17 protein-coding genes, 2 tRNA genes and 3 pseudogenes are annotated in these 22550 nt (G+C 67.9%); 14 read left to right on the top strand and 8 right to left on the bottom strand.

Annotated features, from left to right (window positions below):
• From MBELCI_RS15115 to MBELCI_RS15105, 3 genes are all read left to right on the top strand, one after another.
• On the top strand, positions 1–1551 hold a 1551-nt coding region (locus MBELCI_RS15115; RefSeq protein WP_045320275.1), incomplete at its 5' end, for a TadE/TadG family type IV pilus assembly protein.
• Positions 1548–2078, top strand: coding sequence for a TadE/TadG family type IV pilus assembly protein (locus MBELCI_RS15110; protein ID WP_021695121.1), 531 nt, complete (start codon positions 1548–1550; stop codon positions 2076–2078). The genes MBELCI_RS15115 and MBELCI_RS15110, both read left to right, overlap by 4 nt.
• Positions 2075–2668: a TadE/TadG family type IV pilus assembly protein gene (locus MBELCI_RS15105; protein WP_021695120.1), complete on the top strand. Its 594-nt coding sequence runs from the start codon at positions 2075–2077 to the stop codon at positions 2666–2668. The genes MBELCI_RS15110 and MBELCI_RS15105 overlap by 4 nt, the downstream gene beginning before the upstream one ends.
• Here MBELCI_RS15105 and MBELCI_RS15100 read toward each other — a convergent pair.
• Positions 2665–3135, bottom strand: coding sequence for a hypothetical protein (locus tag MBELCI_RS15100; protein WP_021695119.1), 471 nt, complete (start codon positions 3133–3135; stop codon positions 2665–2667). The genes MBELCI_RS15105 and MBELCI_RS15100 overlap by 4 nt on opposite strands.
• Before the next feature lie 163 nt (positions 3136–3298).
• Between MBELCI_RS15100 and MBELCI_RS21920 the strand changes: the two genes are divergently transcribed.
• From MBELCI_RS21920 to gnd, 7 genes are all read left to right on the top strand, one after another.
• A complete protein-coding gene (locus MBELCI_RS21920; RefSeq protein WP_021695118.1) occupies positions 3299–3682 on the top strand; it encodes a hypothetical protein in 384 nt (127 codons plus the stop codon).
• A gap of 63 nt (positions 3683–3745) precedes the next feature.
• Positions 3746–5032, top strand: coding sequence for a homoserine dehydrogenase (locus MBELCI_RS15090; protein ID WP_021695117.1), 1287 nt, complete (start codon positions 3746–3748; stop codon positions 5030–5032).
• A gap of 169 nt (positions 5033–5201) precedes the next feature.
• The gene (gene glpX, locus MBELCI_RS15085) at positions 5202–6185 is read left to right on the top strand and encodes a class II fructose-bisphosphatase (protein ID WP_021695116.1); all 984 of its coding nucleotides are present in this window, start codon (positions 5202–5204) and stop codon (positions 6183–6185) included.
• Positions 6186–6339: 154 nt separating this feature from the next.
• Positions 6340–8085: a single-stranded-DNA-specific exonuclease RecJ gene (gene recJ / locus MBELCI_RS15080; RefSeq protein WP_021695115.1), complete on the top strand. Its 1746-nt coding sequence runs from the start codon at positions 6340–6342 to the stop codon at positions 8083–8085.
• Between the two features lie 99 nt (positions 8086–8184).
• Positions 8185–8259: transfer RNA gene (locus tag MBELCI_RS15075), tRNA-Glu, on the top strand.
• Between the two features lie 50 nt (positions 8260–8309).
• Positions 8310–8384: transfer RNA gene (locus tag MBELCI_RS15070), tRNA-Glu, on the top strand.
• A 132-nt stretch (positions 8385–8516) separates the two neighbouring features.
• Positions 8517–9935 (top strand): NADP-dependent phosphogluconate dehydrogenase, encoded by a 1419-nt coding sequence (gene gnd, locus MBELCI_RS15065; RefSeq protein ID WP_021695114.1) that lies wholly within the window; start codon positions 8517–8519, stop codon positions 9933–9935.
• Between the two features lie 88 nt (positions 9936–10023).
• Here the strand turns inward: gnd and MBELCI_RS15060 are convergent, their stop codons facing one another.
• From MBELCI_RS15060 to MBELCI_RS15045, 4 genes and pseudogenes are all read right to left on the bottom strand, one after another.
• On the bottom strand, positions 10024–11568 hold the full coding sequence (locus MBELCI_RS15060; RefSeq protein WP_021695113.1) for an amidase: 1545 nt from the start codon (positions 11566–11568) through the stop codon (positions 10024–10026).
• Complete coding sequence (locus MBELCI_RS15055) at positions 11558–12979, bottom strand: TRAP transporter large permease (RefSeq protein WP_021695112.1); 1422 nt, start codon at positions 12977–12979, stop codon at positions 11558–11560. The genes MBELCI_RS15060 and MBELCI_RS15055 overlap by 11 nt, the downstream gene beginning before the upstream one ends.
• A 40-nt stretch (positions 12980–13019) precedes the next feature.
• Positions 13020–13606, bottom strand: a pseudogene (locus MBELCI_RS15050) (TRAP transporter small permease subunit).
• A 62-nt stretch (positions 13607–13668) separates the two neighbouring features.
• Positions 13669–14804 (bottom strand): annotated as a pseudogene (locus MBELCI_RS15045) (TRAP transporter substrate-binding protein).
• Between the two features lie 184 nt (positions 14805–14988).
• Between MBELCI_RS15045 and MBELCI_RS21915 the strand changes: the two are divergent.
• Together MBELCI_RS21915 and MBELCI_RS21910 are read left to right on the top strand one after the other, a co-directional pair.
• Positions 14989–16446, top strand: coding sequence for a PAS domain-containing protein (locus MBELCI_RS21915; RefSeq protein WP_235047660.1), 1458 nt, complete (start codon positions 14989–14991; stop codon positions 16444–16446).
• A 23-nt stretch (positions 16447–16469) separates the two neighbouring features.
• Positions 16470–17933, top strand: a complete 1464-nt coding sequence (locus MBELCI_RS21910) for a response regulator (protein ID WP_235047659.1) — start codon at positions 16470–16472, stop codon at positions 17931–17933.
• A gap of 54 nt (positions 17934–17987) precedes the next feature.
• Here MBELCI_RS21910 and MBELCI_RS15035 read toward each other — a convergent pair.
• The 3 genes and pseudogenes from MBELCI_RS15035 to MBELCI_RS15025 all read right to left on the bottom strand — a co-directional run bounded on the left by MBELCI_RS15035 (position 17988) and on the right by MBELCI_RS15025 (position 21025).
• Positions 17988–19527: pseudogene (locus tag MBELCI_RS15035) on the bottom strand (tripartite tricarboxylate transporter permease).
• Positions 19528–19537: 10 nt separating this feature from the next.
• Positions 19538–19969, bottom strand: a complete 432-nt coding sequence (locus MBELCI_RS15030; RefSeq protein WP_021695107.1) for a tripartite tricarboxylate transporter TctB family protein — start codon at positions 19967–19969, stop codon at positions 19538–19540.
• 66 nt (positions 19970–20035) lie between these two features.
• The gene (locus tag MBELCI_RS15025) at positions 20036–21025 is read right to left on the bottom strand and encodes a Bug family tripartite tricarboxylate transporter substrate binding protein (protein WP_021695106.1); all 990 of its coding nucleotides are present in this window, start codon (positions 21023–21025) and stop codon (positions 20036–20038) included.
• A 153-nt stretch (positions 21026–21178) separates the two neighbouring features.
• On the opposite strand from MBELCI_RS15025, the gene MBELCI_RS15020 reads away from it, so the two are divergent.
• Complete coding sequence (locus MBELCI_RS15020) at positions 21179–21850, top strand: response regulator (protein WP_021695105.1); 672 nt, start codon at positions 21179–21181, stop codon at positions 21848–21850.
• The coding region (locus MBELCI_RS15015) for a sensor histidine kinase (RefSeq protein WP_045320274.1) at positions 21843–22550 on the top strand (708 nt) is incomplete at its 3' end. The genes MBELCI_RS15020 and MBELCI_RS15015, both read left to right, overlap by 8 nt.

Below are 22550 nucleotides of genomic sequence, written 5' to 3'. Positions count from 1 at the left end.
GTTCTGCGCGCCTTCCGGCGCGACGAAAACGGCTCGATCATCATCTTCTCGCTTTTCGTCTTCGTGATCATGATGGCTCTGGGCGGGCTCGGGGTCGACACGATGCGCACCGAAACGGCGCGGACGGAGCTGCAATCCACCCTCGACCGCGCCGTGCTCGCCGCCGCGGACCTGCAACAGACCCGCGACCCCGAGGCCGTGGTGCGCGACTATTTCGTCAAGGCGGGCTTTCCGGCGGACCTGCCGAACGTACAGGTGGTGCAGGGCCTGAACTCGCGCACCGTGCGCGCCAGCGCCGCCCTGCCTGTCTCGACCACCTTCCTGCGGATCATCGGCATCGACAGCTTCAATGCCCCTGCCGTCGGCTCGGCCACGGAATCGGTATCGGACGTGGAAATCAGCCTTGTGCTGGACGTCTCCGGCTCGATGAACTCCAACAACCGCCTGCCCCGCCTCAAGACGGCAGGGCATGAATTCATCGACACGATGTTCGACAGCATCGCGCCCGAAAATCTCTCGATTTCGCTGGTCCCCTATTCCACGCAGGTCAACATCGGCGCCGATCTCGCCTCCGCCGCCAGCGTGGCGACCACGCATGGCTACAGCTACTGCGTCGACCTGCCGAACACCGCCTATGACACGAGCTGGCCGTCGCCCGTGGCGCTGGTGCAGGCGGGGCATTTCGACATGTCCGGCTATAGCCCCCAAGCCTCGACTTCGTCGATCGCCTCCTATGGCAACACGAACGCGAACACCCTGAACTGTCGCACCGGCAGCAGCTTCGAGGTGCTGCCCTGGTCCAACACCCGTCAGACCCTCAGGAACCGCATCACCGGGCTGACCGCCGATGGCTGGACCTCGATCGAGATGGGGGTGAACTGGGGCCTGGCGCTGCTCGACCCGGTGGCGCGCGGCGCTCTGACGTCGATGATCTCGCGCGGAAAGGTCTCGCCGACATTGGCAGGCTGGCCACGCGGTTTCCTAGGCACCGAGGCCATGAAGGTGCTGGTGGTGATGACCGATGGCGCCAACACCTATGATTTCCGGCTCAAATCGCCCTACAGCAGGAACGATCTTTCGGATGTCTGGCTCTACGGCACCGACGAATATGTCGTGAAGGTCAGCAATTCCCGGTATTTCCGCGCCAAGAACCAAAGCTTTGCGAGCGCGCTGCCCAGCGGCGGCACGCGGCTTCGATGGCCCGAGCTGTTCGACCGGATGAGCATCCGCGAACACGCCTACCACTTGCGTGTCCAGCAGTATTCGAACTCGGCCGAGAGGCAGGCGGAATGGACCAAGTGGACCTCCATCGTCGAGCATTCGGACGCCGCCGAAAAGAACGCGAGGCTGAGCCGGATCTGCGCCGCCGCCCGCGCGCAGGGGGTGGTGATCTTCACCATCGGCTTCGAAGCGGATGAGCCCGGCGCGGTGACGGCCATGGCCGACTGCGCCTCGTCGCCCTCGCATTTCTACCGGGTCGAGGGGCTGCAGATCAGCTCCGCCTTCACCTCCATCGCGAGCCAGATCAAGGCGCTGAGGTTGGTCCAATGACACGTGTTCTGCATGCCCTGTCCCGCCTGATCCGTACCCGCGACGGATCGGTCGGGATCGAGTTCGTGATGATCGTGCCGGTGCTGCTGATGATGATCACCAGCAGCTTCGAACTGGGCATGGTGACGATGCGGCAGGTGATGCTCGACCGGGGCCTCGACCTGACGGTGCGCGACATTCGGCTCGGGGCGATCGTGCCGGTGACGCATGAGACCGTGGGCGCGTCGATTTGCGACCACGCGCTGATTCTGCCCGATTGCCTGACCAACCTGCGCCTCGAGATGATACCGCTCGACCCGCGCGCCTGGATCGCGCCGCCCGGCACGGCCGATTGCGTCGATCGGGCCGACGCGTCGGTGCCGCTGCGCCGTTTCACCGCCGGGGTCCAGAACGAGCTGATGCTGCTGCGCGCCTGCTCGCTCTTTGATCCGTATTTTCCCACCAGCGGCTTTGGCGCGCAGCTGTCGGATCAGGCGGGCGGCACCTATGCGCTGGTGTCGGCCTCGGCTTTCGTGATCGAACCATGAGCGCGCTTCGCAACCTGATGGCCCGGCTGCGCCGCCGCGAGGACGGGGCGATGATCGTCGAGCTCGTAATCATGCTGCCGCTGCTGCTGTGGTGCTTTGCCGGGTCATGGGTGTTCTTCGACGCCTACCGCACCAAGGCGGTCAACGAACGCGCGGCCTACATGATCGGCGACGCGCTCTCCCGCGAGACGGGTTATGTCACCCCGGTCTATCTCACCAGCTTCAAGGCGCTGCAGGATCTCCTCGTCGACGGCCGCCCGACCCGGCTTCGGGTCAGCGTGTTCAGCTATGACGCCGCGCGCGACAGCTACACCGTGCGTTGGTCGCTTCCCGTGGGCGGCGACCTGTCCGGCATCGATCTCGCGGTGCTCGATGATTTCAAGCTCGAGCAGATGCGCGACCAGCTGCCGGTGATGCCGGATGGCGAGATCGCCACGATGGTCGAGAGCTGGATCGACTACACGCCGCTGTTCGACGTGGGCCTCGACCCCTTCACCTTCGAGGAGGTGGCCGTGACCCGGCCGCGCTTTGCCGGGCAGCTGTGCTTCAACGCCAGTCTCGCCGGGCTGCCGCTCGACGCGCTCTGCTAGGGGATCGGCGCGGCGCGGTCGCCAAGGCGCATCTCGATCGCCTCGGCCATCGCCTTGGCCGCCGCCGCAGAGGTCACGCCACCCACGCCGAGCCGGTGGCCCAGCCGCCACCACATGCCCGGCTTCCAGGCCCGCGCCCCGGCGCGCGCCAACCGCAGCGTGAAGCCGTTCGAGGGCTTGAGCGAGAAACTGCCGCGCTCGACGCCGATGATGTCCTCCCACCGCGCGAGCACGACGCCCGTGCTGTCGACGAGGCCGGTCTCGTCGAGCCGCAGCGCGTGCCGGGTGGCGCGGCGCAGGGTCTCTCCCGCCGCCATGCCGCACAGGCCCAGCGCCAGCAGCGCCGCCGACCAGGCAAGGCCGGGCGTGTCGGACAGCGCCGAATAGAGCGCCACGCCGCCAAAGCCATAGAGCACCCCCACCGCCATCGCCCGGCGCGCAGGTGCCGCCTGCAATTCGATCTCCATCCGCCCCGTCTCCGCTGTCTTTCCGCGGGCATAGCCCGGCCCCGTTTCCCCGTCACCCCCCCTGTCATGCCTCGGACGACCCTTTCGAAACGGGCAGGGTGAGGTGCGCTTGTTCCCCTCCCCCGGCGCGGACTAGACTGCGCCACCCAGACCCGGACCCCAGATGCCCCGCTTCCTGCCATCCGTCGCCCTCGCCCTGCTCGTGGCGGGATGCACGCAATTTCCCGAAATCGACGCCCGTGTCCCCGAGGCCGAGCGCAATGCGCCGCCGCCCCGCCTCATCCCGCTGGCGCCGCTTCTGGCCCGCGCCGACGCGGCCACGCTGCAAAGCCGGGTCTCGCCCGAAGCGGGGGCTGTGCTCGAGGCGCGCGCGGCCACGCTTTCCGAGCGCCCCGTCCCGACGGCGACGGCCCGGACGCCCGATGCCGCCGCCCGGCTGGCCGCGCTTTCGGCCCGGGCCGAGGCGCTGCGCGAGGGCGCGGTGATCGCGCAGGACACGCGCGCACGGATGGATGCGGGCGTGACCCTGCCTGCCGCGTTGCAGTGAGGCCCTTCACGGGCTAACAGTCGCGCGCATCAATTCGCACGCAAGACAGACCGGAGCCTTCCCATGACCTCTCCCCTTCGCCTCGGAATCGCCGGTCTCGGAACCGTCGGCGCAGGGGTCGTGCGCATCGTGCAGGAGCACCCCGAACTGCTCGCCGCCCGCGCCGGCCGCGCGGTGGAGATCACCGCCGTCTCGGCGCGAGACCGGACCCGCGACCGTGGCGTCGATCTTTCGGCCTATGCTTGGGAGGACGACGCGGCCACGCTCGCCGTGCGCGACGATGTCGACGTGGTGCTGGAGTTGATGGGCGGTCATGACGGCATCGCCAAGTCGGTCGTCGAGATCGCGCTCGATCACGGCAAGGACGTGGTCACCGCCAACAAGGCGCTGCTCGCCCATCACGGTCAGGCGCTGGCCGAACGGGCCGAGGCGCAGGGTCGGGTGATCCGTTTCGAGGCCGCGGTCGCGGGCGGCATCCCGGTGATCAAGGCGCTTACCGAATCGCTGGCGGGCAACGAGATGACCCGCGTGATGGGCGTGATGAACGGCACCTGCAATTACATCCTGACCCGGATGCAGAGCGCCGGCCTGCCCTATGACGCGGTGTTTCAGGAGGCCGCCGATCTGGGCTATCTCGAAGCTGATCCGCAGCTCGATGTGGGTGGCATCGATGCTGGTCACAAGCTGGCGCTGCTGGCCGCGATCGCCTTCGGCACGCGCGTCGATTTTTCGGGCGTCGAACTCGAAGGCATCGGCGCGATCACCATCGAGGACATCACTCACGCCGCCGACATGGGCTTCCGCATCAAGCTTCTGGGCGTGGCGCAGATGACCGGTCGCGGGCTGGAGCAGCGCATGTCGCCCTGCCTCGTGCCCGCCTCCTCGCCGTTGGGCCAGCTTGAGGGTGGCACTAACATGGTGGTGCTCGAAGGCGACGCGATCGGCCAGGTGGTGCTGCGCGGTCCCGGCGCAGGCGCGGGCCCGACCGCGAGCGCGGTGATGGGCGATGTCATGGACCTCGCCCGTGGGCTTCGGCTGCCGGTATTCGGCCAGCCCGCCACCGGCCTGCGCGCCGCCCGCGCGGCGCAGGCCGCCGTGCCCGCGCCCTACTACCTGCGCATGCGCCTGCTCGACAAACCCGGCGCGCTCGCCAAGGTGGCCAAGGTGCTGGGCGAGGCCGGCATCTCGATCGACCGGATGCGCCAATACGACCACGAGGATGTCTCGGCTCCGGTGCTGATCGTGACCCACAAGACCACGCGCTCGGCGCTCGAAGAGGCGCTGTCGGGCTTCGAGGTCACCGGCGTGGTGCAGGGCGACCCGGTGGCGATCCGCATAGAGCAGGTCTGACGGCAGGGGCGCCTGCCCCATCCGATCTCGTGGCTTTCCGAGGCAATGGCCGGAGGCGCGCCATCCCTGTGCGCACCGTTTGCGCAAACATCGGCGCGCGCGCTTGTCAGCGCGATGGTGGCCCGGTTAGGTCGAGGCAACGCTTCATGATGACCCAAGGACACCCCCGATGCCCCAAGCCCCCGAATTTCATGATCGCATGCTGTCGCTCGGCCTCGCCCGGGTGTCGGAGGCCGCGGCCATCGCCTGCGCGCCGCTGATCGGGCGCGGCGACGAGAAGGCCGCCGATCAGGCCGCCGTCAACGCCATGCGCACCCAGCTCAACATGCTCGACATTGCAGGCACCGTGGTGATCGGGGAGGGCGAGCGTGACGAGGCGCCGATGCTCTATATCGGCGAGGAGGTCGGCACCGGCGAAGGCCCCGCCGTGGACATCGCCCTCGACCCGCTCGAGGGCACGACGCTGACCGCAAAGGACATGCCCAACGCGCTCACCGTGATCGCGATGGGGCCGCGCGGCTCTATGCTGCACGCGCCCGACGTCTACATGGACAAGCTTGCCATCGGGCCGGGCTTCGCGCCGGGCGTGGTGACGCTCGACATGAGCCCCTCCGAGCGGGTCGCGGCGCTGGCAAAGGTCAAGGGCACGAGCGCGGGCGACATCACCGTCTGCGTGCTCGAGCGGCCGCGCCACGAGGAGATGATCGCCGAGCTGCGCGCCACCGGCGCCGCGATCCGGCTCATCACCGATGGCGACGTCGCGGGCGTCATGCACTGCGCCGAGCCGTCCAAGACCGGCATCGACATGTACATGGGCTCCGGCGGTGCGCCCGAGGGCGTGCTCGCGGCGGCGGCGCTCAAATGCATGGGCGGGCAGATCTTTGGCCGGCTGCTGTTTCGCAACGATGACGAGGTGGGCCGCGCTCGCAAAGCCGGAATCGAGGATCTCGACCGGATCTATGCGCGTGACGAGCTTGTCACCGGCGACGTGATCTTTGCCGCCACCGGCGTCACCGACGGCAACCTCGTGCCGGGCATCCGCCGCGACGGCGGTTACCTGACCGCCGAGACGGTGCTGATGCGCTCCAAGACCGGCTCGATGCGCCGCATGAGCTACCGCAACCCGATCGAGCGCAGCCAGCCGGGACGCTGAACCTGGCCCGAGGCAGGGGAGCGCGCTCCCCTGCCCCTTCGGAGTATTGCAAGAGCAACGTCGCCCGGGCCTCGCGCGCGCGTGACCGCGGATCACCAAGGCGGCGTCGCGTCCGGGCTTGCCTTGAGAGCCGGTTTCGCGCGACACCCTGCCCATGCCCGATTTTCTCAATGTCTCGACCTCGCTCACCGGCCGCCGCTGGGTGGGTCCCGCCGCAGAGGCCGACCGCCTCGCCCAAGCCATGGCCCAGGGCTGCGATCTGCCGCTGCCGCTGTGCCATGCCCTCGTGGGGCGCGGCGTCGCCGCCGGGGAGATGGCGAGCTTTCTTGCCCCCACATTGCGCGACCTGCTGCCCGATCCGCTGAGCCTGCGCGACATGGAGGTCGCGGCCGAGCGGGTGATGCGGGCGGTGGAGCGGCGCGAGCGCATCGCGATCTTTGCCGATTACGACGTGGATGGCGGCTCTTCCGCCGCGCTGCTGCTGGTCTGGCTGCGGCAGATGGGGCTGCGCGCCACGCTCTACATCCCCGACCGGATCGAGGAGGGCTACGGCCCCAACACCCCCGCGATGGAACGGCTCGCCCGCGATCACGACCTGATCCTCTGCGTCGACTGCGGCACCCTCAGCCACGAGCCGATCGCTGCCGCCAAGGGCGCGGATGTCGTCGTGCTCGACCACCATCTGGGCGGCGAGACGTTGCCGAATGCCGTGGCCGTGGTGAACCCCAACCGGCAGGACGAAAGCGGCGATCTGGCGCATCTGTGCGCCGCCGCGGTGGTGTTCCTGCTGCTGGTGGAGATGAACCGGCGGCTGCGCGAGGCGGGCAAGCGCGGGCCCGACCTGATGTCGATGCTCGATCTCGTGGCGCTGGCTACCGTGGCCGACGTGGCTCCGCTCATCGGCGTCAACCGGGCGCTGGTGCGCACCGGGCTTCAGGTCATGGCCAAGCGCCAGCGCGCGGGCGTCGTGGCGTTGGCCGATGTGGCGGGCCTCGACGTGCCGCCGACCGCCTATCATCTGGGCTACCTCTTGGGGCCGCGCGTCAACGCGGGCGGACGCATCGGCAAATCCGACCTCGGGGCGCGGCTTCTGGCGACCGATGATCCACACGAGGCCGCGGCGCTCGCCGAAAAGCTCGACCATCTCAACCGCGAGCGCCGCGAGATCGAGGCGCGGGTGCGCGATGCTGCCATGGAGCAGGCCGAGGCGCGCGGTACCGAGGGCCCGCTCGCTTGGGCCGCGGGCCCGGGCTGGCACCCCGGCGTCGTCGGCATCGCGGCGGCCCGCATGAAGGAGGCCACCAACCGCCCCGCCGTGGTGATCGGCATCGAGGACGGCATCGGCAAGGGCTCGGCCCGCTCGGTGCCCGGCATCGATCTGGGCGCGGCGATCCACCGGGTCGCCGCCGAAGGGCTCTTGCTGCGCGGCGGCGGTCACAAGATGGCGGCGGGTCTCACCGTCGAGGAAGGCAAGATCGAAGCCGCGATGACCCGGCTCTCGGAGCTTCTCGAGAAGCAGGGCGCCGGGGCGGGCGGACCGCGCGACCTGCGGCTCGATTCGGTGTTGATGCCGGGGGCGGCGACGGTCGATCTGATTGAGCGGATCGAGACGGCGGGCCCTTTCGGCGCCGCCGCGCCGGCACCGCGCTTCGCCTTTCCGGACGTGATGCTGCACGATGTGCGCGAGGTGGGTCAGGGCCATCTCAAGATCTCTTTCGGTGACGGCTTCGGTGCCCGGATCGACGGCATCGCCTTCGGCGCGATGGACGGACCGATGGGCTCGGCGCTGGCGCGTCATTGCGGCGCGCGGTTCCACCTGGCGGGCAAGCTCGATCTCAACATCTGGAAGGGCCGCCGTTCGGTTCAGCTCAGGCTCGACGACGCCGCACCGGCGGGCTGACTACAGGTGGGTTTTTGCCCCCACGGCAATTTCACGGATCGGCGATTTTCCCCTTGCGAGGCCGGAGCGCTTTGCCTAAACACCGCCTCACCGACGAGCGGCCCGTTCGTCTATCGGTTAGGACGCCAGGTTTTCAACCTGGAAAGAGGGGTTCGATTCCCCTACGGGCTGCCATCGGTGTACGGATCAAGGTCCCCTCGGGAAACCGGTTCCGTCGTCAGCGTGGCCCGTTCGTCTATCGGTTAGGACGCCAGGTTTTCAACCTGGAAAGAGGGGTTCGATTCCCCTACGGGCTGCCACGACGCCTCGCATCCTCCCTTCGATCCGCACCCTGCCCTTGCGCCAAGGCCCGCATTGATAGCGCGTGCTTGGTTGTTCCCATGAGCGGGCGAGGATAAAGCTGGCGCGGTATACCAGACAGGGAGGCCGCCGTGGCACAAGAGGACAAAGCGAAGATCGGCCTGATCGGCCTTGGCACAATGGGCAGCGCGCTGGCGCTCAACATCGCCGAAAAGGGCTTTCCCATCGCGGTCTGGAACCGCCGCGCCGACGTCACCCGCGCCTTCCACGCCGAAGCCGGAGAGCTGGCCGACCGGGTGATCCCGACCGAGAGCTACGAGGAACTCGTCGCTGCCATCGCCAAGCCGCGCGCGATCATCCTCATGGTGCCTGCGGGCGATCCGGTGGACGAGCAGATCGCGGCACTCAGGCCGCTGCTCGACGATGACGACATGATCATCGACGCGGGCAACGCCAATTTCCACGACACCAACCGCCGCGCGCGCGAGGCGGATGGCAAGCCGTATCTCGGCATCGGCGTGTCGGGCGGCGAGGCCGGCGCGCGTCACGGGCCTGCGATCATGGGCGGTGGCGAAAAGGAGCATTGGGACCGGGTCGAGCCGATCCTCACCGCCATCGCCGCCAAGTTCAAGGGCGAGCCCTGCGCCGACTGGATGGGCCGCGAAGGCGCGGGCCACTTCGTCAAGGCGGTGCATAACGGCATCGAATACGCCGACATGCAGATGATCGCCGAAGTCTACGGCGTGATGCGCGACGGGCTCGGCATGGACGCCACCGCCATCGGCGACAGCTTTGCGCGCTTCAACGAGGGCGCGCTGCAATCCTATCTGATCGAGATTTCCTCGATCGTGGCCAAGGCCGCCGACAAGCACACCGGCCAGCCGATGATCGACCTCATCCTCGACAAGGCGGGCCAGAAGGGCACCGGTCGCTGGACCGCGATCGAGGCGCAGCATCTCGCCGCCCCGATCCCCGCGATCGAGGCCGCCGTGGTGGCGCGCAACCTGTCGAGCCGGGTCGCGGCGCGCCACGAGGGCGAGGATCTGTTCGGCGCGGCGCCCACGAAGATCCCCGAGGGCGCGGTTTCCGACGAAATGCTGGAGCGGGCGCTGATCGCGGGCAAGGTGCTGTGCTATGCGCAGGGATTCGACATGATCGCCGCCGCCTCGGAGCAGTTCGGCTGGGCGCTGCCGCTTCCGGCCATCGCGCGGGTCTGGCGCGATGGCTGCATCATCCGCTCGGCGATGCTCGACGACATGGCCGCCGCCCTCTCCGAGGACGAGGATCGCAACCTGATGCTGGCCCCGGTCTTCGCGCGGCATCTGCGCGAAGGACATGTGGCGCTGCGTGAACTGGTTGCCATTGGCGCGCGCTTCGGGCACCCGATGCCGGCGCTCTCCTCAGGGCTGAGCTATTTCGACACGATGCGCACCGCGCGCGGCACCGCCAACATGATCCAGGCGCAGCGCGACTATTTCGGCGAGCATGGCTTCGAGCGCACCGACGACGTGGATGACAGCCATGGACCGTGGCACGGTCACGGCGTCTGAGGCCCTGACACGGCGACGCCGCACGCCTGTAACGGCGGGCGGCGTCACATCGGGAACGCCGGGTCGCCCTATCAGGGACCCAGCGTTTTCATGCGCGGATCAGGTGTCGAACGAGGTGGAGAACACGTCCCACAGCACCAGCGCCACAGTCACTGCGAGCACGGCGCCCAGATCGAGACGCGGGATATGCCACAGCATGATCCCCAGAAAGCCCAAGAAAAAGGCCAGCGCCACGTAGGTCATGATACGCCTGATCATAGGTCGGTCTCCTCGGAGATGAGCCTTCGAGCCAGCGCGCGGTGCGCAGGAGCCGGGCGTCGTCACTACGCCTGCCGATCAGCTGCGCGCCTATCGGCAGGCCGGTTTCGGATTGCAGGATCGGCACGGTCACGGCGGGGGTGCCGCACAGCGTCCAGAGCCCGTTGAAGATCGCATCACCGGTGCTGGCATGCCCCTCGGGGGCCGGGCCGAGTGCTGCGGGGGCGAGGATGGCGTCGCACCTCTCGAAGATTTCGTCGAGACCGGCATAGAGCACATCCGGCCAGTCAAGCGCCGAGATGTAGTCGCGCGCGGGAATGTCCTTGCCACGGTCGAGCGCGCCGCGCATCTCCTCCGAGAGCCGGTCCCTGCCCCGCTTTTCATAGCTGTAATAGGACTTGGCCATCTCTGCGAGGTTGATCCTCTCGCGGATCTCGGCGGCCTCATCGAAGATCCCCGGCAGCGCCGTCTCGAAGCACCGCTCTCCCAGCGCCTCGACCAGCTCTTCCAGCGCGGCCTTGGTGTCGGCATCGGCCCGGTCCCAGCCCGGCGGGCGCAGGAAGGCCAGCGTTGGGCGCACCGGCGGCGCGGTCATCGCGGTGGCGTGCAGGCGCGGCGGTGGCGCGAGGACGGTGGCGCGGTCGTTCGCGTCAAAGCCAAAGAGAACCTCGGCCAGAAGCGCCGCGTCCTCAATGTTGCGGGCGAAGACGCCGATGGTGTCGAGCGAGGGAGATTGGTTCAGAACCCCTGTGCGGGGGATCGCGCCGAAACTCGGCTTGAACCCGACCGTGCCACAGAAAGCGGCAGGTCGGATCACCGAGCCGCCGGTCTGGGTACCGACCGCGAGGGGCACCATGCCCGCCGCGACGGCTGCGGCCGACCCCGAGGAGGAGCCGCCCGGCGTGCGGGCGGCGTCATGCGGGTTGCGGGTCTTGCCGGGATGCAGGAACGCCAGCTCCGCCGTCACGGTCTTGCCGATGACAATGGCCCCAGCCGCGCGCAGCCGGGTGACGAGCGCGGCATCGGCCTCGGGCACGCGCCCCTCATCGAGAGGCGTGCCGTTCTGCGTCGGCATCCGGGCGGTGTCGATCACGTCCTTGAGCGCGACGGGCAGCCCGTGCAGCGGCCCGGTGGGCCGCCCCGAACGCCGCTGCGCGTCGAGCGCCTCGGCCTGCTTCAGCGCATGGCCACCATCGAGCCAGGCCCAAGCCTGCACCTCGGGTTCGAGCGCCGCGATCCGCTCGAGGCAGGCCCCAACCAAGTCGGTGGCCTGAAGCGCGCCTGCCGCCATCCGGTCGCGCAGCTCGCGCGCCGAGAGGTCGAGCATGGGCACATGGCCCTTGGGCATCGCGGCCTTCTTCAGCTCACCGGCCATAGAACAGCTCCGGCAGGCCGAAGACCAGCTGCGGGAAGATGTAGACCAGCACCATCGACACCATCACCATGGCGAGGAACGGCAGGATCCCCTTGAAGATCTGCGTCAGCCGCACTTCCGGCGGGGCGATGCCCTTGAGGTAGTAGGCCGACATCGCCATCGGCGGCGTCAGGAACGAGGTCTGCAGGTTCAGCGCCACGAGGATGCCGAAGAACAGCGGATCGACCCCGAAGATCTCCAGCAGCGGCAGGAAAATCGGCACGAAGATGATGATGATCTCCGACCATTCCAGCGGCCAGCCGAGCAGGAAGATGATCAGCTGCGCGAGGATCAGGAACTGGATCGGCGTCAAGTCGAGACCCGAAACCCATTCCGAAATCAGATGCTCGCCGCCCAGATAGGAAAAGACCGAACTGAAGATGTAGGAGCCGACGAAGAGCCAGCACACCATCGCCGTGGTCCGCACCGTGAGATAGACGCTTTCGCGCAGCCGCTCGAAGGTCATCGCGCGGTAGAGCACCGCCAGCACCATGCCGCCCAGAGCGCCGATCGCGGCCGCTTCGGTGGGGGTGGCGAGGCCGAACAGGATCGAGCCCAGCACCGACAGGATCAGCACCGCCAGCGGGAAGAAGGAGGTGAAGAGCATCCACAGCAGCTTGCCGATGGGCACGTCCGGCACTTCTTCCTTGGTCGGGCGCGGTGCGACCGAAGGCTGCAGGATCGAACGGCCGATCACGTAGGTCAGGTAGAGACCCACGAGCACGAGGCCCGGCAGCAGCGCCCCTGCATAGAGCCGCACGATCGACACGCCAGAGGCCGCCGCATAGACGATCAGCATGATCGAGGGCGGGATCAGGATGCCCAACGTGCCGCCCGCGCAGATGATGCCGGTGGCGAAGGAGGTGTCGTAGCGCGCCTTGAGCATGGCGGGCAGCGCCAGAAGGCCCATCAGCGTCACCACCGCGCCGACGATGCCGGTGGCCGTGGCGAAGAGCGCGCAGGTGATGAGAGCAGCGACGCCCATCGAGCCGGGCACGTTCTTGGACGCGATGTTGAGCGTGGTGAACAGCCGGTCGACGATGTTGGCGCGCTCGACGATGTAGCCCATGAAGAGAAACAGCGGCACCGCCGTCAGCACCTCGTTCGACATCACCGTATAGGTCTGGTTGATGAAGAGGTCGAAGACGCGGTTGTTGAGAAAGCCGTCGATCCAGGTCGAGGTGCTCTCCCACCAACTCGCAATCTCGGGATCGAGCCGGTCGTAGTCGCGCCACATGCGGCCGGCGTCGAAATAGGCGAAATAGCCAAAGCCGATGCCGAGCGCCATCAACGTGAAGGCGATGGGAAAGCCCAGAAAGACGAGGCAGATGAAGACGCCCAGCATCATCAGGGCGATTTGCGGTTCGGTCACGTGCGTGCGCTCCGTATCGGGTTAACGCGGAAGCCGCGCGTCATTTCATGTCCGGGTGATCGGAGGCGGCGGTCATCTGCTTCATCAGCAGCGCCTCGGTCTCCTCGACGTCCTCGGCGGCCTCGAGCCAGACCCCGTCGCGCATCGCGAGGATGCAGCGGAACAGCTGGGCCAGCCCTTGGACAGCCAGCAGCACGCCCGCGACGACGATCACCGATTTGAACTGGTAGATCGGCACGCCCGCGGGGCTATTCACCGAGACCTCGCCGAAGCGCCAGGACTTCTCGGCATACTTCCAGCCCGCGAAGATGAGGCGAGCACGCCGGGGAAGAAGAAGATGATGTAGAGAAAGCCATCGACCGCCGCTTGCACCCTGACCGGCCAGAGCCGGTAGAGGAAGTCGCCGCGCACATGGCCGCCGCGCGACAGCGTGTAGGCGCCGCCGAGCATGAACAACGTGCCGTACATGATGAAGGAGACGTCGAGCGCCCAAGGCGTGGGCGAACCCAGCACGTAGCGCACGAAGACTTCGTAGCTGACCCCGAAGGTCATCAGCACGATGAGCCAGCCGAAGACCTTGCCGAAAGCGGCGGAAAGGGCATCGGCGAATTTGATATATCCGAGCATTCGCGTCCCGTATGGATGAGGGCCCGGCGACGCGCTCGCGTCGCCGGGCGGTCAGGTCAGGCTCAGAGCGCGAGCTTGCCGGGGTAGTAGTGCTCGTAGGCGAGCTGGTAGTCCGGCGAGTTCATCAGCGTGTAGTAGGTCACGCGCTCGACCCATTCGCGCTGGCTGTCGAGCACGCGCTTCATGAAGTCGTCCTGCTCGAGCTCGGGGATCAGCGCGTCCCAGGCGTCGAGCTGTGCCGCGAGGATCTCCTGCGGAGTCCGGCGCACCGTGACGCCGCTCTCGGAGAGCTTCTGCAGATCGCGCGAATACTGGTCGAGCGCCTGGGCGCTGTTCGCGGTTGACGCCGCCTCGACCGAATGGCGCAGGATCGCCTGCAGATCCGGGTCGAGCCCTTCGAGGAAGCTCTTGGAGAACAGGAACTCGAAGCTCTCGGAAGCCTGGTGATAGGACGAGAGGTAGTAGTTCTTGGCCACGTCCTGCGCGCCGAAGCGGCTGTCGGAGGTCGGGTTGTTGAACTCGAAGCGTCGATCACGCCGCGCTCCATGGCGGGGACGATCTCGCCACCCGGAAGCTGGGCGACCGACATGCCCATCGACTGCATCAGGTCGGCCGCGAGACCGACGGTGCGGTACTTCAGGCCCTTGATGTCGGAGACGCCGGTGACCTCGTTCTTGAACCAGCCGAAGGGCTGCGCCGGCATCGGGAAGCCGAGCAGGCCCACCACGTCGAGGCCCATCGTTTCCATCAGCTCGGCGTAGAACTCCTCGCCGCCGCCGGCATAGAACCAGCCCAGCATGGTGTCGGCCGATCCGCCAAAGACGGGGCCGGTGCCGAACAGCGAGGCGGCCTTGTTCTTGCCGTACCAGTAGACCGGCACCGAATGCGCCATGTCGATCAGGCCGTCGCTCACCGCGTCCATCACCTGGAACGCCGCGACCACGGCGCCCGCGGGCAGCACATCGACCTTGAGACGGCCGCCGGACATCGCCTCGACGCGGTCGGCATAGGCCTGCGCCATCTCCTGCCAGATATCCGAAGCCGGCCAGGAAGTCTGCAGCTTGACCACGATCGGGCTCTGCGCGAGCACGGCGGGGGCGGCGAGGCCACCGGCGGCGGTGACGCCCGCGCCGAGCGCACCCTTGCGCAGGAACGAACGCCGCGAGACCTGTGCCGTCTTCTTAGGGGTAACTGTCATGAACTCCTCCCAGATATTCTCACTGTGCCACGCACTCCCCCGCATGGCTGCCGCGATCATCTTGGTTTGGCCCCGCAAAGGCAACTGGTAATTTTTGTTGACCACTTTGCGATGTCGGCTACGGCTTGTTCCGCCGCCCCTCTCGGATATATCTGGCAGGCTTGCACCTCCGGAGGACAGCCGCATGGGCGTCGACATCAGCGCGGTCTTCGAATCGGCCTCCACGGCCTACATGCTGCTCGACCGGGAGTTGCGCTATATCTGGGCGAACCGCGCCTATTATGCAGTGACGGGGCGGTCGCCGGAAGATCTGATCGGGCGGCTCTACAGCGATGTCTTTCCTGCCGAGGGCGAGGCCGACGCCATGCTGCGCGGCTCCTTCGACCGCGTGTTCGCCTCGGCGGAATTGGACCACCTGCCGCTGATCCCCTACCCGATCGCGGATGCGCAGGGCCGGGTCGAGCATCGCTACTGGAGCGCCACCCATACCCCGATCCTCGACGCGTCCGGCGAGGTCGAGTTCCTGCTGCAGAACACGCATGACGTGACCGCCCTCTACAATGAGGCCCACGCCGCCAAGGAGGACGGCTTCGCCGCCGATGCCGGGACACGTGGGACCGATCTGCTGCTGCGGGCCGAAATCGTCGCGCAGGAGAATTTCGAACTTGGTCTCGCGACGCGCTTCTTCGAGACGGTGTTCGATCAGGCCCCGAGCATCATCGCCATCCATTCCGAGCCCGATCACGTCTACCGACTCGCCAACCGCGAATACCGGCGGATCGTCGGCATGCATCGTGACCTGATCGGCCAACCCGCCGCGATGGCGATGCCGGAGATGCGCGAACAGGGCTTCATCGACCTTCTCGATCGGGTGTACCGAAGCGGCGAGGCGATCACCCGTCACGGGGTGCGGGCCTTCGTCGAGAGGGAGAACGCCCCCCCGAGCGAGGTCTTCGTCGATTTCGTCTACCAACCGCTGTCGAACCCCGCCGGCGAAACCGTCGGCATCCTGGTCCAGGGCCACGACGTGACCGCCCAGAAGCGCGCCGAGCGCGAATTGCGCGAGACCGAGGAGCGGTTTCGCCTGATGGCGCAGAACATGCCGTCGCATGTCTGGACCGCCCTGCCCGACGGGCGGCTCGACTGGGCCAGCGACCGGGTCTACGAGTTCACCGGGCGCGGTCCGGACGAAATCCTGGGCGATCGCTGGGCCGAGGTGATCCATCCCGACGACGTCGACCGCGTGGCCTCGATCTGGCAGGCCTCGCTCGCGTCCGGTATGCCCTATGAGACCGAATTCCGGCTGCATGCCGCTGATGGCCGATATCGCTGGTTTCTGGTGCGGGCGGTGCCGGTGCGCGATGCCGAAGACCGGATCACGCGCTGGATCGGCACCAACACCGACATCGAGGATCGCAAGATTACCGAAGCCGCGCTGGCCGATCTGAACGCCACGCTCGAACAGAGGGTGGCGCAGCGCAACCAGACGCTCGAACAGGTCAACGCCACCTTGCGGCAGAGCCAGAAGATGGAGCCATCGGCAACCTTGCAGGCGGCATCGCGCATGACTTCAACAACCTGCTGCAGGCGATCACCGGCAGCCTGCAGCTGGCCCAGCGCGAGCTGTCGCAGGGGCGGCTGACGCCGACCCGTCTCGATCAGGCGATGGGGGCGGTTGAACGCGGCGCGACGCTCTCGGCGCAGCTGCTGGCCTTCGGACGGCGCCAGCCGCTCGAGCCGCGCGCCGTCGATCTGGGGCGGATGCTACGCGAGATCGGCCCGATCCTGCATTCGGCGGTGGGAGAAGGCGTGCGGATCGAGACAGTCACCGCGCGCGGGTTGTGGAACACGTTGGTCGACATCACCAATCTCGAAAACGCGCTGATCAATCTCGTGGTCAATGCCCGCGACGCGATGGAAGGCCGGGGCCGCCTGCGCATCGAGCTCGACAATTGCGAGATCGACACCGAGACGGCGCGCGCGCTCACCGACGTGGTGCCGGGAGAATACGTGCGCCTCGCGATCACCGACGAGGGCAGCGGCATGGGCCCCGAGGTGATCGAAAAGATCTTCGAACCGTTCTTCACCACCAAGCCTGAGGGCCGCGGCACCGGCCTTGGCATGGCGATGGTCTATGGCTTCGTGAAACAGTCGGGCGGCCATGTCGCCATTGAGAGCGCGCCGGGTGTCGGAACGACGGTGCGGCTCTATCTGCCGCGGTCGCTGCGCACCGAAAAGCCGGTGCCGCCCCGCGCCTCCGGGCCAGTGACGGGCGGAACCGAGACGGTGCTTCTGGTCGAGGACGACACGGATGTGCGCCGTGTCGGCGCCGAGATGCTGCGCGATCTGGGCTACGAGGTGATTGAGGCCGAGGACGCCGATGCCGGGCTCGAGATGATCGAGAGTGATCGGAGATTCGATCTGCTGCTCACCGACGTCGTGATGCCCGGACGGATCAGCAGCCGCGCGATGGCCTCGCGCGCGCAGGACCTGCGACCGGGGCTGCCGGTGCTCTTCGCCTCGGGGTATTCGCGTGACGCCATCGTGCATGATGGCCGCCTCGACGAAGGCATCCAGCTTCTGCCCAAGCCCTACCGCCGAGAAACCCTCGCACGACGGCTGCGCGAGTTGCTCGATCCCCTGTCCCTCGCCAAGGCTGGACCCGATGCGGCCGAGCCGGCTAGAACGGGGCTCGTGACCGATCCCGCCCCCAGCCCCATGGCCCCCGCCTCCGATCCTCCCTCCCCCGAGCTGGACAAGACCGCCGGGCTCCGGATCGTCGTGTGCGAGGACGACACCTTCATCCGGCTCGACTTGGTCGAGATGCTGCTGGCCGCCGGGGCCGAGGTGCGCGAGGCCGCGACCGGCGCGCAGGCGCTGGCGCTGATCGAGGAGGCCCCCGCTGACCGCCTGGTCATCGATGTGGGCTTGCCCGATCGCTCGGGCCTCGACGTGGCGCGCGACGCGGTGGCGCTGCGGCCGGATCTGCAGGTGATCTTCGCCACCGGGCGCGAACGCGTGCCCGGCTCGGAGGCGATCCCCGGGGCGCGGGTGCTGACCAAGCCTTTCGGTCAGGAGGCCCTGCTGCAGGCGGTGTTCCGAAACGGTGGCGGCACGACCTTGAGCTGAACGAGACGCGGGGACGGCTTTCGCCGCCCCCGCTCAAGGCAAATGGTGCGAGCCTCAGTCGGTGATCGATGCCTCACGCTCGGCTGCGCCGCGCATCCGTGCCTTGACCACACCGCCCACGAAGATCGGCAGCACGAAGCCGATGATCGCCACGGCCCAGAGCGCCAGAGTCAGCCACGAGCCGAACAGCACCGAGTAGTCGCCATCGGCGATGGTCACGGCGCGGCGCATGTTCACCTCCATGGCGTTGCCAGAAGCGTGCCGAGGATCACCGGCACCAAGGGTACGTCGAGCTTCCTGAGCAGCCAGCCCGCGACGCCGAAGGCCACCATCACCATCAGGTCGAAGCTGGAGCCGGAGATGCCGTAGATGCCGACGAAGGAGACCATCGCGACGACCGGCATCAGGATGCGCGGCGGCACCATCAGCACCCGCACGAACAGCCCCACCATCGGGATGTTCATCGCCAAAAGCATGAAGTTGCCGATGAACAGCGCCGCGATCAGGCCCCAGACCACGTCGGGGTTCTGGGTGAACAGGAGCGGGCCGGGCGTGATGTTGAGCGACAAGAGCACCGCCAGCAGCACCGCCGTGGTGCCCGATCCCGGAACGCCCAGCGCCAGCATCGGCACCAGCGCGCCACCGGCGGCTGCGTTGTTGCCCGCCTCGGGGGCGGCGACACCGCGCGGATCGCCGGTGCCGAAGGTGTTGTTCTTGTCGACCAGCTTCTTTTCCATCGAGTAGCTGATGAAGGAGCCGAGCGACGCGCCCGCCCCCGGCAGCACGCCCGCGACAAAGCCCAGCACGGTCGTGCGCAGCATCGTCGGCGTGCAGTATTTCAGCATGGCGAAGGAGGGGGTGATGCGGCCGATGTCCAGCTTGGGGGCGGTGGAGGCGTCCTTGTCGGTGCCGCGATGCTCGAGGAAGATGAACACCTCGGAGAGCGCGAACAGCCCGACGATGGCGACGAGGAAGTCGATGCCGTCATAAAGATGCACCTCGCCGAAGGTGAAGCGCGGCACGCCGGTCTGGGTGTCGACCCCGACCATGGCAAGGCCGAGGCCGAGGGCCGCGGCGAAGGCCGATTTCGCCTGATTGGTCGAGGAGACGCCGCCCAGCGTCATGAAGGCCAGCGCGAAGAGCGCGAAGTATTCCGCCGGGCCGAACAGCAGCGCCACCTTGACGAGCTGCGGCGCCAGCAGCACCAGACCCCACGTGGCGAAGAAGGCGCCCACGAAAGAGGCGACGCCCGACAGCGCCAGCGCCTCGCCCGCCCGGCCCTGCCGGGCCATCGGATATCCGTCGAGACAGGTCATCATCGCCGCTCGTCGCCGGGAATGTTCAAAAGGATCGATGAGATCCGCCCGCCATACATCGCGCCGTAATAGACGCTCGTGAGCAGGATCAGCGAGGGCGTGGCCCCCAGTCCCAGCGTGAAGGCGAGCGGGATCAGGATCGCGACGCCGTTCGACGGGCCAAGGCCCGGCAGCGCGCCCATGATGGTGCCCAGAAAACAGCCCATCAGCGCCAGCGCGATGTTCTGCCAGGTGAGAGCGACGGCAAAGCCGTCGGCAAGGGATGCGAGTGTGTCCATGGCGCGCTCCTCAGATGCCCAAGGGCCCGCGGGCAAGGCTGAGCCCGAGGACGAGGTGGAAGATGACATAGATGCCCAGCGAGGTGGACACGCCGATGATCGCGCTTTGCAGCAGGGTCGAGCCGAGCCGCCATGTGAGATAGGCCGCGGCAAAGGCGGTCGCGATGACGAAGCCGATCTCCGGCAGCAGCTGCGCGTAGGCGATCATGACGAGCGCGGCGAGGCCGATTTCAGCCAGACGCCCCGCGCGGGGCCATTCGGGCTCGGGATCGGGCTTGAACAGGAACCACAGCGAGCTCAGTGCCATGACGGCGGCGATCCCATAGGGAAAGGCGCGCGGGCCGACGGCGTCGGACATGAAGCTGTCGGGGATGATCGTGGCGCGCCACACATAGAGCAGCGCGAGCATCAGACCGATGCCACCGAAGATGCGATCGCTCATGCGATCCTCCCTGATATTGAAGGTGGGGCGCGCCTTGGCACGCCCCACCCGACCGCGTGGGGCCGTTTACTGGATGATGCCGATTTCTTTCGACAGATCGGTGATCTCGTTCACCGAGTCCTGCACGAAGCTCTGGAACTCCTCGCCCTGCAGGTCGAGCGGCGCGAGACCGTTGGACTCCATCACCGCCTGCCACTCGTCGGAGGCATAGAGTTGGTCGATCGCCGAAACCCAGTAGTCATAGGCCTCGTCCGACATCTCGCCCGGCCCGTAAAAGCCGCGCCAGTTGGCGCCGACCGCGTCGATGCCCTGCTCCTTGGCGGTCGGGATCTCCGAGAACTCGCCCTCGAGCCGCTCGGGCGCCAGCACCGCGAGCACGCGGATGTCGCCCGACTCGATGAAGCCGGTGGATTCGGACAGATCGCCGGTAAAGGCCTGCAGCGAACCGCCCAAGAGCTGCGTGACCGCCTCGCCGCCGCCGTCGAAGGCGATGTACTTGACCGCGCGGACCTCTTCGATGCCCGCTTCCTGCGCCGCAATCAGCACCTTGAGGTGATCCCAGCCACCCACGGCCGAACCGCCCCCGATCGACACCGAGGTCGGGTCGTTCTTGATCATCTCCATCAGGCCCGGCAGGTCCTTCACCTCGCTGTCGGCGGCCACGGCGATGACGCCGTAATCCGCACCCAGCGCCCCGATCCAGCGCACCTGGTCCATGGTGTTGCCCGGATAGGCGTTCTGGGCCAGCCGGGTCGCGGTCGCCGATGAGGCAGCGACGATCAGGTCGCCCTCGTCCGTGCGCTTGTTGACGACCTCGGCGAAGGCCACGCCGCCGCCGCCGCCGGCGAGGTTCACCACCTGCATGGTCGAGGGGATCAGGTCGAGATCCTGCAGCGTCTTTCCGGCCTGACGGCAGGTGAAGTCCCAGCCGCCGCCCGGGTTCGCGGGGGCGATGCATTCGGGGTTCTCGGGCGTGAAGCCCTGCGCCATGAGCGCGGCGGGTGCGGTGCCCAGAAGCGCGGCCGCGATCAGGCCGCGGCGGAACGTGATGGTCATGTCTGTCCTCCCAAAGGTCAGGGCCGTCCGGAACTCCCCCGGGGCGGCCTCGTCCGCCCTTGTGACCGGCAAAGCTGTCATCAAGCTGTCATCCGCGCCGATCGGGCTTCTTTCCGCGCCACCCCGCCCCTATGGTGGGCCGCCGGAGGATGGATGCGGATACTGATCGTCGAAGACACCACGGATGTCGCCGAAGCCGCGAGCGCGAGCCTCGGCCGCGCGGGCTTTGCCTGCGACATCGCACCGACGCTGGCCGATGCGCGCGCCTGCGCCGACGTCACCGGCTATGCGGCCATCGTGCTCGACCTCAACCTACCCGATGGCTCGGGCCGAGATTTTCTGCGCGACCGCCGCCGCGCGGGAGACCGGACCCCGGTGCTGGTGCTCACCGCGCAGTTCTCGGTCGAGGATCGGGTCGGCGCGCTCGACGAGGGGGCCGATGATTATCTTGTCAAACCCTTCGACCTGCGCGAGCTGGAGGCGCGGCTGCGCGCGCTCACCCGCCGCGAGGCGGGCCGCGCCGAGAACCGGGTGGTGCTGGCCGGTCTCGATTTCGACGCGAGCGCGCAGAGCCTGCGGGTCGGCGGCGCCGCCGTCACCGCGACGCGCCGCGAGCTGGCGCTCCTGAACCTGCTCATCGCCAACCGGGGCCGGATCATGTCCAAGGACCGGCTGTTCGACGGGCTGTTCGGCTTCGAGAACGCCGATGTCGGCACAAACACCATCGAGCTTTACGTAGCCCGGCTGCGCAAGAAGCTCATGGGATCGGGCGTCGCGATCGAAACCCATCGGGGCCTTGGCTACCGGCTCGATCTCGATGGCTGAGACGCGCACTTGGTCGCTGAAGTCGCGCGTGGCGCTGGCGGTGGGGGCGGTGCTGCTTCTGGGCGGCGTCGTGGTGCTGTCGGTGGCGCTCGCCTATGGCGGGCGGGCGGCGCAGGAGGCTTATGACCGGCTCCTTTTGGGCGCGGCCAGCGACATAGCCGCCTCGATCAAGATCCGCGACGGTGCTGCGGTGGTCGACATGCCGGCCTCGGCCTTCCAGATGCTGGCGCTGGCCCCCGAGGACCGCATCCGCTACCGCGTCACCGGGCCGGACGGAGCGACGCTCACCGGCTCGGACGCGGCCCCTGCCCCGCCGCGCCGCGAAGCCTCGGGACCGGTGTTCTACGACGGCGATCTCGGGGGCGAGCCGGGCCGCTACGTGGCGCTTGTCCGTCGCTTTGCCGAACGCAGCTTCTCGGGGCCGGTGCGGGTCACGGTGGGCCAGACGCTGCGCGCGCGCCGGGCGCTGGCGCGCGACATCGCGGGCGGGGCCTTGGCGGTGCTCGCCGCCGCCGGGCTCGTCATCGGCCTGTTCGCCTGGCTTGCGACGCTCTCGGCGCTCAGGCCGCTGCAGCGGCTGGGCCGGGCGCTGGCGCGCCGCGATCCGACCGATCTCACGCCGATCACCCTGCCGATGCCGTCCGAGATCGCGCCCATGCTCGGCGCGCTCAACGGCTTCATGGGGCGGCTCGACCGGCAG

The organism is Limimaricola cinnabarinus LL-001 (genome assembly GCF_000466965.1).
GTDB classification, from domain to species: Bacteria; Pseudomonadota; Alphaproteobacteria; order Rhodobacterales; family Rhodobacteraceae; genus Limimaricola; species Limimaricola cinnabarinus.
This window is presented reverse-complemented; position numbering and strand designations above follow the sequence as displayed.

Coding starts and splice junctions, on each gene's coding strand:
- MBELCI_RS15110 (WP_021695121.1), top strand. CDS start 1,548: ATGACACGTGTTCTGCATGCCCTGTCCCGCCTGATCCGTACCCGCGAC.
- MBELCI_RS15105 (WP_021695120.1), top strand. CDS start 2,075: ATGAGCGCGCTTCGCAACCTGATGGCCCGGCTGCGCCGCCGCGAGGAC.
- MBELCI_RS15100 (WP_021695119.1), bottom strand. CDS start 3,135: ATGGAGATCGAATTGCAGGCGGCACCTGCGCGCCGGGCGATGGCGGTG.
- MBELCI_RS21920 (WP_021695118.1), top strand. CDS start 3,299: ATGCCCCGCTTCCTGCCATCCGTCGCCCTCGCCCTGCTCGTGGCGGGA.
- MBELCI_RS15090 (WP_021695117.1), top strand. CDS start 3,746: ATGACCTCTCCCCTTCGCCTCGGAATCGCCGGTCTCGGAACCGTCGGC.
- glpX (WP_021695116.1), top strand. CDS start 5,202: ATGCCCCAAGCCCCCGAATTTCATGATCGCATGCTGTCGCTCGGCCTC.
- recJ (WP_021695115.1), top strand. CDS start 6,340: ATGCCCGATTTTCTCAATGTCTCGACCTCGCTCACCGGCCGCCGCTGG.
- MBELCI_RS15060 (WP_021695113.1), bottom strand. CDS start 11,568: ATGGCCGGTGAGCTGAAGAAGGCCGCGATGCCCAAGGGCCATGTGCCC.
- MBELCI_RS21915 (WP_235047660.1), top strand. CDS start 14,989: ATGGGCGTCGACATCAGCGCGGTCTTCGAATCGGCCTCCACGGCCTAC.
- MBELCI_RS21910 (WP_235047659.1), top strand. CDS start 16,470: ATGGGGGCGGTTGAACGCGGCGCGACGCTCTCGGCGCAGCTGCTGGCC.
- MBELCI_RS15030 (WP_021695107.1), bottom strand. CDS start 19,969: ATGAGCGATCGCATCTTCGGTGGCATCGGTCTGATGCTCGCGCTGCTC.
- MBELCI_RS15025 (WP_021695106.1), bottom strand. CDS start 21,025: ATGACCATCACGTTCCGCCGCGGCCTGATCGCGGCCGCGCTTCTGGGC.
- MBELCI_RS15020 (WP_021695105.1), top strand. CDS start 21,179: ATGCGGATACTGATCGTCGAAGACACCACGGATGTCGCCGAAGCCGCG.